This is a genomic window from Planktothrix sp. (assembly GCF_046067725.1).
Taxonomy (GTDB): Bacteria; Cyanobacteriota; Cyanobacteriia; order Cyanobacteriales; family Microcoleaceae; genus Planktothrix.
On the sequence record NZ_JBJUDF010000158.1, the window covers coordinates 23768 to 33056 of the forward strand.

Genomic DNA, 9289 nt, shown 5'->3' on the forward strand with positions numbered 1-9289 from the left:
TCAGGGGGATCTGGGGAAGTCGTTGATTGTAAACCGTCACTGGTCGTGATCAAAGTGGGGTTCTTCCACCGCTACACAGTTGTTGGGATTAGGCAGAGATCGAGAGTGATCTACCGAATTCAACATCAAAAATCACCCTGTAAGCGTTAACAATTCTTAATTTTTTAAGGCTTAATCATGATGTGGCAGCAAGGACAACAAGTAGAAATTGAAATTACAGATTTAACCGATGAAGGTAATGGAGTGGGTCGTTATCAAGATTGGGTAGTATTTGTCCCCGATACGGTTCCGGGTGATCTCGTTCGGGTGCGTTTAGTGCGGGTCAAAAGCAAATATGCAGAAGGAAAGTTACAAAAAATTTTAGAAGCTTCTCGCCATCGAATTTCACCGCGATGTATTGTTGCTGATAAATGCGGCGGCTGTCAGTGGCAGCATATTGACTATGAATTTCAATTACAAGTTAAACGAGATTTAGTCGTTAAAGCCCTAGAACGCATTGGAGGATTTATTGAGCCTCCGGTCGATCTCGTGTTAGGGGGAGAGTCAGACTTAGGCTATCGCAATAAAGTGACTTATCCTCTGGGACGTTCGGCTACAGGTCAAGTGCAGGCGGGTTACTTTCAGAAACAAACTCATCGTTTGGTGAACTTAAATCAATGTCCGGTTCAAGATCAACGCCTGAACCCGTTACTGGCGAATATTAAACAAGATATTCAAAACCGAGGGTGGTCAATTTATGATGAAGTTCAACATCGAGGGAAACTGCGGCATCTGTCGTTGAGAATTGGACGTCGCACCGGGGAAATGTTATTAACTTTAATTGCCACCCAAGCCAGTTTACCCGGACTGCAAGAACAAGCCGAAATTTGGTTACAACAATATCCCTTGTTAAAGGGGGTGTGTTTAAATCTTAATCGAGATCAAAGCAATGTTATTTTGGGTCAAGAAACACGCTGTTTAGCAGGTCAACCCTATTTATGTGAAGAATTTGGGGGTTTAAGCTTTTTTCTCAGACCTGAGACATTTTTTCAAGTTAATACAGAAGTCGCAGAAGCGTTATTACAAGTTATGCGACAACAACTGAATTTACAAGGTACTGAACGCATCGTTGATGCCTATTGTGGAATCGGTACATTTACCTTACCCTTGGCTGCGGATTTACAGCAAAAACAACCGGGTTCTAGGGAGTCTTTCTATCCTCCCCAAGTGATCGGTTTAGAATTACAAGAAACCGCCATTGAGCAAGCTCGACAGAATGCTATTTGGAATCAGATTCACAATGTTGAGTTTAAACAGGGAACCGTACAAAAATTGTTACCGCAGTTAGGATATAAACCTGATATTGTATTACTTGATCCGCCTCGCAAAGGATGCGATCGCAACGTCTTAGAAACATTATTAAATCTGCAACCCCAACGGCTGATCTATATCAGTTGTAAACCCGCGACCCTAGCACGAGATCTCAAAATTTTATGTGAAACGGGAGTTTATCAATTAATTCGGGTACAACCTGCGGATTTTTTCCCGCAAACCTCCCATGTTGAATGTGCTGCGTTTTTAAGTTGTTCATCGGTGTAAATTCGGAATAAATGGAACTTGAGGGGTTTAAATCGTGAGTTCGGGTTTTAGGTGTGAGGCTGTTTTTTGTCATTAAAATTTGTAAAACACAAACCCCTTTCATCTTATAATAGGTAAAACATTAAAATTTAATTCTAGCTAAGGTCATTCTCCTGAATCATTAGGAACATCCTACGATTAACTCAAGCAGGAGTCAACCTCAAAACACTGAACCAATTTTTCGGTTCGGTTGCTTGAATCTGTCCTTAGTCCCCCTTCAGGGGTTTAAAAATTGCCTATTGGAGATCAGTATAGAAAAGGTATGTTTAAGAAAATTCTTGTTCCTTTAGATCTGTCTCCCCAGAGTCAGCCTGTGTTTGAAAAAGCCTTACAATTGGCAGTATCCAATCAAGGAAACTTGATGTTGCTTCATGTTTTGTGTACGGATGAAGAAAGTAGTCCTGATTTTGGGATCTTAGTGGGATTAAGCTACTATCCAACGGCCAATCAAGAATTACTGCATACCTATCAACAACAATGGAAAGACTTTGCCCAAAAAAGTGTCGAAGCTCTCAAATCTCGATGTCAAATTGCAATGGATGCGGGAGTTCAGGCGGAATATACACAAACCATTGGTAAACCGGGTAAAACAATTTGTGACTTGGCTAAAAATTGGGAAGCCGATTTGATTTTAATGGGACGTCGGGGTCACTCGGCTTTAGGAGAATTGGTCTTAGGAAGTGTGAGTCAATATGTTGTTCATCATGGGCCTTGTTCGGTGTTAATCGTCCAATCCCATCCCGCTTAAAAATCAAGTTGTTCTACAACCAGCATTAAAGCAAAAACTGATATTCATCGGGGAAATAATTGAGTTTTTTAATTGCTATTCCCTGTTAAGCTGTTCCTCTGCCCTTTTTTCTGAAACATGAAGTTTAGTGAACTCGTTGAAAACCTCAACTCTGAAATTATTGGTCAGAGTTTGACTGATCACCCGACTCTTAATCCTGAGATTCTAGGAGTGGCGGCGGTGGATGAAGCCACATCAGGAACCCTCAGTTATATTGAAGGGTTAAAATTTGCGTCCTTTGTGCAGCGTTCTTCAGCCAGTGCGTTGATTTTACCCTTAGATGAATCCTTACAAGTTCAAGCCACAGAACAAGGTAAAGCGTGGATTTCAGTGGCAAATCCTCGACTGGTTTTTGCTGAAGTGATCACTTTATTTTATCAACCTTATCAACCTCAACCCTCGATTCATCCTAGTGCGGTGATTGATCCAACGGCCAAAATCGGATCAGCAGTTTATATTGGCCCCCATGTGGTGATTCAAGCGGGAGTTACCCTTGGAAATCAGGTGTGTTTGCATCCGAATGTGGTGATTTATCCCGATGTTACGATTGGCGATCGCAGTATTTTACACGCCAATTGTACGATTCATGAACGCGCCCAAATTGGGTGTGATTGTGTGATTCATAGTGGGGCGGTGATTGGTGCTGAAGGTTTTGGTTTTGTTCCGACCGCATCGGGTTGGATGAAAATGGAACAATCGGGAATTACTGTTTTAGAAGATGGCGTGGAAGTGGGATGTAATAGTACGATTGATCGTCCTGCGGTGGGAGAAACCCGCATCGGAAAAGCGACGAAATTAGACAATTTAGTTCATATTGGTCACGGTTGTACTGTGGGGCAAAATTGCGCCTTTGCGGCTCAAGTAGGATTAGCTGGGGGTGTTACCGTCGGGAATGGGGTGTTATTAGCAGGTCAAGTGGGAATCGCCAATCAAGTTAAGGTTGGGGATAGAGCGATTATTACGGCTCAATCTGGGGTTCATAACGATATTCCAGCAGCAGAGATCTTTTCAGGTTCCCCTGCAATTCTTAATAAGCTGTATTTAAAGACGGCTGCCATTTATAAACGATTACCTGAACTCTATCAATCTTTAAAAGCCTTAGAACGTCATTTTAATCATCCCGTATAGTTGAGGAATGAGTGTTAGTAGTTGAACGGGGAGAGAATCAGCACCCCAGGGAGAGGATTTTTAAGGGAGAATCACAAATTTATTGATCTGTCTTGACGACAGATCTTTTTTAATGGTATGGAAATCAGGAGGAAAGAGAATTTTTACCTTGGGAAGAGAGCTTACTGAAAAATTTGTCGCCCTGAGTGTGCAGACTTCAAATCGGACAACTGTAGAATTTTCAAGATAGAGGCAAGGGATGAGTTCAACTACCAGCGAATCAGTCAATCTTCCTCTGTTCAATCTCAACGGGATTTTGAAGTCCCGTTTTTTTTCTCTGGAGGCATAAAGTGATTCCTGTGGGGAAAGATTTGTAAGTTAGAAAAAAAATATTTGTCAAATTGATGAATTTAAGTATATATTATTTCTTAGAACTCCAAAAAGTTAAATTGGATAAAAATTACCTACCTAGAGAAGTAAGGAGATTAAGAACAAGATGAATAAACCTGCACCAACACCCTTAACCGGAAAGGCTCTGCTTCAAAAAGTAAAAGAACTGTCTCATATGCCTCGGCGTGAAACAGCAAAGCTGTGTGGTTATTACAGCACTACCAAGGACAATCAAGTGCGTGTCAATCTCACAGATTTTTATGACGCGGTGCTGAAAGCACGGGGTATTCCGCTCAGTCCCGATGGTACAAAAGATGGTCGGGGTCGGGAAGCAACTTATATGGTGAGCGTTCACAAAAATGGTCAAATTGTGATTGGCTCAACCTATACCAAAGAAATGGGACTTAAGCCCGGTGATGAGTTTGATATCAAGCTAGGATACAAGCATATTCACCTGATTCAAGTCGAAAATGGAAAAGACAGCAATGATGGCGATGAAGAAGAGTAAATTTGCTGATCTAAGCCATTAGAATGACTGTTTTATGGCTGGCAAATACGTCAACCCTGATTAAAATTACGATTTTTTTTGGGGTATGGATGGGTCTATGGATGCCAATTGCTGTTCTCAGTGCATTTGCTCTCAATTGGCGTCCTCCTCAGCCACTAAATCAGACCCAAAAATTGACGTTACTGGCATCTCTTTATGGAATTGCTCCCATAGTTTTATGGAAAATTAGCCAAGTTGAAGGTCAATCCTTTGCAGATTATGGTTTAGCTTGGCGATTTGAGTTTTTCAGATCAATTATCCTGGGTTTCGGTCTAGCGACTATTAGCTTGATCGTCTTATTTGGCTTTCAATTTTCTATGGGATGGCTGCATTTGGGGCCACAACATCGGGAAGGACAGGAGCAACAGTCTTCTCCCGTAAATTCCGATCTTCCCGCTAAAAATAGGTGGGTTAAGTTATGGCAAACAGCTATTCTAGTTTTGCCGATTTTGCTGATTGCTTTTTGGATTAGTAGCACCGAAGAGTTAATTTTTAGAGGATTTCTACAAAAACAATTACAGCAAGAGTATTCGGTTTGGGTCGCTACCCTCATCGCCAGCACAATTTTTGCCCTCAGCCATTTGCTGTGGGAACTTCGCCACACCTTCCCCCAGTTACCCGGATTAGGGTTAATGGGAATGGTGTTAACCTTGGCTTGTGTCTCTAATGGAGGGTCTTTAGGAGTGGCGATTGGACTACACGCAGGCTGGATTTGGGGAATGAGTAGTTTAGATACCCTCGGAGGGGTCAAAGCCACAGAAAAGGTTCCTGAATGGGTGACGGGGTTAGGAGGTCAACCTTTAGCCGGGGTATCGGCAATTGTGATGTTATTAATGGTGGCGGGTGTGTTAGATTTAAGTTTGAGATAATCGTAGAATTGCCTCTCCTTTTAACCATTGATGGGTTTCTGCTAAAAGACGAGGGATTTGATCGGCGTAGGGACTATTGACTAAACATTGACTTAAATCGAACTGTTCTACGTTTTCAGCATTATTCCCAGGGAAGAAATGACTGGCATTCCCTAGCAGGTTATAGCGCATTTTGCCGTAATCGATCAGATCGTAGGCGATCGCTAAGTTCCTCAACCACAGAATCACCGGAATATTAATCTGATTCGGAGTTTGTTCATGGGTGGGTAAACCGATATGCCAGGTTTTTACCCAATCTTCCCCTAAACAGTTGATAAATTCTTGTTCTAAGCGTTGCAAAATTGGCGGGAGAATTTCATCCCAACGATCTAAAAGTGGAATGGTTTTTAAATGTTCGTCAAAATCACTCGGTTTAGACGGGCCAATACTTAAGGTATGAATTTGAGGATGACTCAAACAAAATAAATTATTAAATACGATGGGACTTAACGGTGAGCATAGTCGCATTAGTTTTTCTGGAGGGTTATAGAGTTTACCTCCTTTATCAGAGGGACTAATAATAAAAACCCCCATATCCAAGCGATGAGCCGCTTCTATAGCAGACCAATTATTCTGATTAATATAATACCAATGCAAATTAACATAATCAAATTCATTGCTGTTAATAGCTTTAATAATGACCTCGGTTGCCGCGTGGGATGAAAATCCAATAAATCTAACTTTTCCCTCGATTTGTAATTGTTTTGCGATCGCTAAACAACCGTTAGGTTGCATTGTATAGTCTAAAAGTTCCCAATTATTAACCCCATGAATGGCTAATAAATCTACATAATCTAATTGTAAATAAGCTAAAGATTGATCAAAATCTTGTTTAAATTTTAACGGATCTGGATGAGGACAAACTTTAGTTTGTACAATAATTCTTTCCCTCGGAAGTTTGGGTAAAATTTTTCCTAACTGCATTTCCGAAGTGCCATAAGCTCTAGCGGTTTCAATATGATTAATTCCCAATTCTAGGGAACGCATGAGGGTCGCTTCTAATTGTTTTTGATTGGCTTCAGGAACTTGATCAAAGGTCGTATCTTGCCATTGATATTGATATCTCATGCCGCCACAGGAAAACAAAGGCATCGGTAATTCTGTGCGTCCAAATCGTCTGTAATACATCATGATAGGCAATGGGCAATGGGCAATAGATAATGGCTAATGATGGGTGATCAAAACTTGTAGGGGTGGGGTTAACTAACCCATGAGTTAAGAGGGTTGGGTCTCCCAACCCCTACGGTAAAATATTATAATCTCGGCGCAGATTTTTACATGAGAAAAGCGATTAAACCGTAATTTTATTCCTCTTCAGAAACAGCCTCAAAATCTTCATCATCATGACTATCCATTTGAGCCACAGAATTCGCTGAAACCACAGCACCACTGTCTAATGCAGTTCGCACTTTTTGTTCAATTTCTGTTGCTAAGGCTGTATTATCTTCCAAATAGGTTAGGGTTTTATCCCGTCCTTGACCAATGTTATCGCCGTTGTAACTATACCAAGCTCCTTTGCGTTTTAATACCCCAGTTTCTTCTGCTAAATCAATTAAACATCCCAAGGTCGAAATCCCTTTCCCAAAAATAATATCAAATTCGGCAATGCGGAAAGGCGGAGCAACTTTATTTTTAGCCACTTTAACTTTAGCCCGAATTCCATATTCATCGGTTCCCCGTTTTAAGGTTTGAATACGACGAATATCTAGGCGTACAGAAGCATAGAATTTTAACGCATTTCCTCCGGTTGTGGTTTCCGGGTTGCCATAGGTAACGCCAATTTTTTGTCGTAATTGGTTGAGGAAAATGACCGTACAATTTGACTTACCAATATTCCCAGTAATTTTGCGTAACGCTTGACTCATTAACCGTGCTTGTAACCCCATGTGAGCATCGCCCATATCTCCTTCAATTTCTGCTCTCGGTACTAAAGCGGCAACGGAGTCAATCACAATAATATCAACGGCGACAGACCGAACTAACTGATCCACCACTTCCAGGGCCATTTCTCCGGTGTCCGGTTGAGAAACCAGTAAGTTTTCGGTATCAACGCCTAAAACCGCAGCATAGGTGGGATCAAGGGCGTGTTCGGCATCGACAAAGGCGGCGATCCCTCCGGCTTTTTGGACTTCTGCGATCGCGTGTAGGGCTAAAGTGGTTTTACCAGAACTTTCTGGGCCATAGATTTCGATGACTCGTCCCTTGGGTAAACCGCCGCCCAAGGCTAAATCTAAGGTTAATGCACCACTGGGTATGGTTTCCACTTTCATGCGGGTGGCATCCCCTAACCGGACAATGGCCCCTTTTCCAAAACTGCGCTCAATTTGGTTTAAAACTTGGGTTAGAGCTTTTTTTTTCTCAGAACTCGAATTATCTTTTACTGTAGCCATTCGTTGTAAGTTTAAGTAACGGTTAAACGGTGAGGGTTTTCGCCACCCTAGATGTCTGTCAAGCATCACTGGTATGGTAGCAGTTTTGCTTGGGTTGTGACTATTGGGGAGCAACGTCCCATCGGTGAACTTAACAATTTTTTGCAGTTCGTCTGCTCAACCTCTGAGGGAACCTATGTCTATTTTAGGAAAGATTGATGTTTTCGTCAATATAACAATTGGTCATGGGCAATCAGAACAATAATATAAAATCCTTAAATATTTGTTACCCATCCATCTCCTGTAGAGGCGTTCCATGTAACGTCTCTACAGGGGTTTAGGAGATGATCTGTAGTCTTAATTTTAGGGTTTTATATAACATGATTAACTTGAGAGAAGAAACCGCTTAAAATTGTATCAAAATTTAACGGATATAGAAACAAATTTAACTTATGTCTGATCGATATCTTTTATTTTATAAACCCTATGATGTTTTGAGTCAGTTTACGAATGAAGATCCGACGACTCCGCGTCAAACGTTGAAAGATTTTATTTCAATTCCGACGGTTTATCCGGTTGGACGTTTGGATCGAGATAGTGAGGGATTATTATTATTAACGAATGATAATTTTGTGAAACATCGGTTAATTGATCCGAAATTTGCCCACCCGCGAACCTATTGGGTACAGGTGGAACGAATACCCGATGAAACGGCATTAAAACAGTTACGTCAGGGGGTGCAATTATCCGATTATCGCACTAAACCTGCCCAGGTGAAATTATTGTTAACAGAACCGAGTTTACCGCCGCGTGAACCTCCGATTCGTTTTCGTAAAACTGTACCGACGGCTTGGTTAGAACTCACTTTAACAGAAGGTCGTAACCGTCAAGTTCGGAGAATGACGGCTGCGGTTGGGTTTCCGACGTTACGTTTAGTGAGAGTAGCGATCGCTCATCTAATTTTAAACCCACTCGAACCCGGTCAATGGCGGGATTTAACAGAGATGGAATTAAAAAAATTAATGCAAATTTTAGGACAATGTTAAGAGCAGTTATTCTGAAAAATTGAAGCTCTGGAATCAATTTCAGGATGGCTACTTTTTAAGGGTTTGAAGTTGAGTTCGGAGTTCCCAACACGCCATCACACAAATGTTTATCTTCCTCACTGACACTTGAACTATTTTTGAGATAATCTTTCATCCAATCACAAGCCGATCTGATTAATTGATCTAAATCAAAAAGCCACAGCTTAATAGTCTTGTCATCACTCCCAGAAGCCAAGATTTTACCATCGGGACTCCAACTCACACTCGTGACCGAATTCTTATGACCCGTGAGAGTGTCCAACGGTTGACCGTCTCGACTCCACAGCTTAATGGTCTTGTCCTGACTCCCAGAAGCCAAGATTTTACCATCGGGACTCCAACTCACACTCGTGACCTGACCTTCATGACCCGTGAGAGTGTCCAACAGTTCACCGTCTCGACTCCACAGCTTAATAGTCTTGTCATCACTCCCAGAAGCCAAGATTTTACCATCGGGACTCCAACTCACACTCGTGACC

The 9289-nt window shown here is 41.7% G+C and carries 9 protein-coding genes; 6 read left to right on the forward strand and 3 right to left on the reverse strand.

The window, feature by feature from the left end:
- Positions 1-177: 177 nt before the first annotated feature.
- From rlmD to ACKPEB_RS09530, 5 genes are all read left to right on the forward strand, one after another.
- Positions 178-1578, forward strand: a complete 1401-nt coding sequence (rlmD, locus tag ACKPEB_RS09510) for a 23S rRNA (uracil(1939)-C(5))-methyltransferase RlmD (protein ID WP_408964638.1) — start codon at positions 178-180, stop codon at positions 1576-1578.
- Between the two features lie 301 nt (positions 1579-1879).
- Complete coding sequence (locus ACKPEB_RS09515) at positions 1880-2365, forward strand: universal stress protein (protein WP_408964639.1); 486 nt, start codon at positions 1880-1882, stop codon at positions 2363-2365.
- Between the two features lie 117 nt (positions 2366-2482).
- Positions 2483-3532, forward strand: a complete 1050-nt coding sequence (lpxD, locus tag ACKPEB_RS09520) for a UDP-3-O-(3-hydroxymyristoyl)glucosamine N-acyltransferase (protein ID WP_408964640.1) — start codon at positions 2483-2485, stop codon at positions 3530-3532.
- Positions 3533-4007: 475 nt separating this feature from the next.
- Positions 4008-4409: an AbrB family transcriptional regulator gene (locus ACKPEB_RS09525; protein WP_408964641.1), complete on the forward strand. Its 402-nt coding sequence runs from the start codon at positions 4008-4010 to the stop codon at positions 4407-4409.
- Between the two features lie 23 nt (positions 4410-4432).
- On the forward strand, positions 4433-5317 hold the full coding sequence (locus ACKPEB_RS09530; protein ID WP_408964642.1) for a lysostaphin resistance A-like protein: 885 nt from the start codon (positions 4433-4435) through the stop codon (positions 5315-5317).
- Here ACKPEB_RS09530 and ACKPEB_RS09535 read toward each other — a convergent pair.
- Together ACKPEB_RS09535 and recA are read right to left on the reverse strand one after the other, a co-directional pair.
- On the reverse strand, positions 5303-6484 hold the full coding sequence (locus tag ACKPEB_RS09535; RefSeq protein ID WP_408964646.1) for an aldo/keto reductase: 1182 nt from the start codon (positions 6482-6484) through the stop codon (positions 5303-5305). The two genes, ACKPEB_RS09530 and ACKPEB_RS09535, sit on opposite strands and share 15 nt — an antisense overlap.
- Positions 6485-6660: 176 nt before the next feature.
- The gene (gene recA, locus ACKPEB_RS09540; protein WP_408964643.1) at positions 6661-7746 is read right to left on the reverse strand and encodes a recombinase RecA; all 1086 of its coding nucleotides are present in this window, start codon (positions 7744-7746) and stop codon (positions 6661-6663) included.
- 431 nt (positions 7747-8177) lie between these two features.
- Between recA and ACKPEB_RS09545 the strand changes: the two genes are divergently transcribed.
- A complete protein-coding gene (locus ACKPEB_RS09545; protein ID WP_408964644.1) occupies positions 8178-8771 on the forward strand; it encodes a pseudouridine synthase in 594 nt (197 codons plus the stop codon).
- 55 nt (positions 8772-8826) lie between these two features.
- Here ACKPEB_RS09545 and ACKPEB_RS09550 read toward each other — a convergent pair.
- Positions 8827-9289: WD40 repeat domain-containing protein (locus ACKPEB_RS09550; protein WP_408964645.1), on the reverse strand; the 463-nt coding region annotated here is incomplete at its 5' end.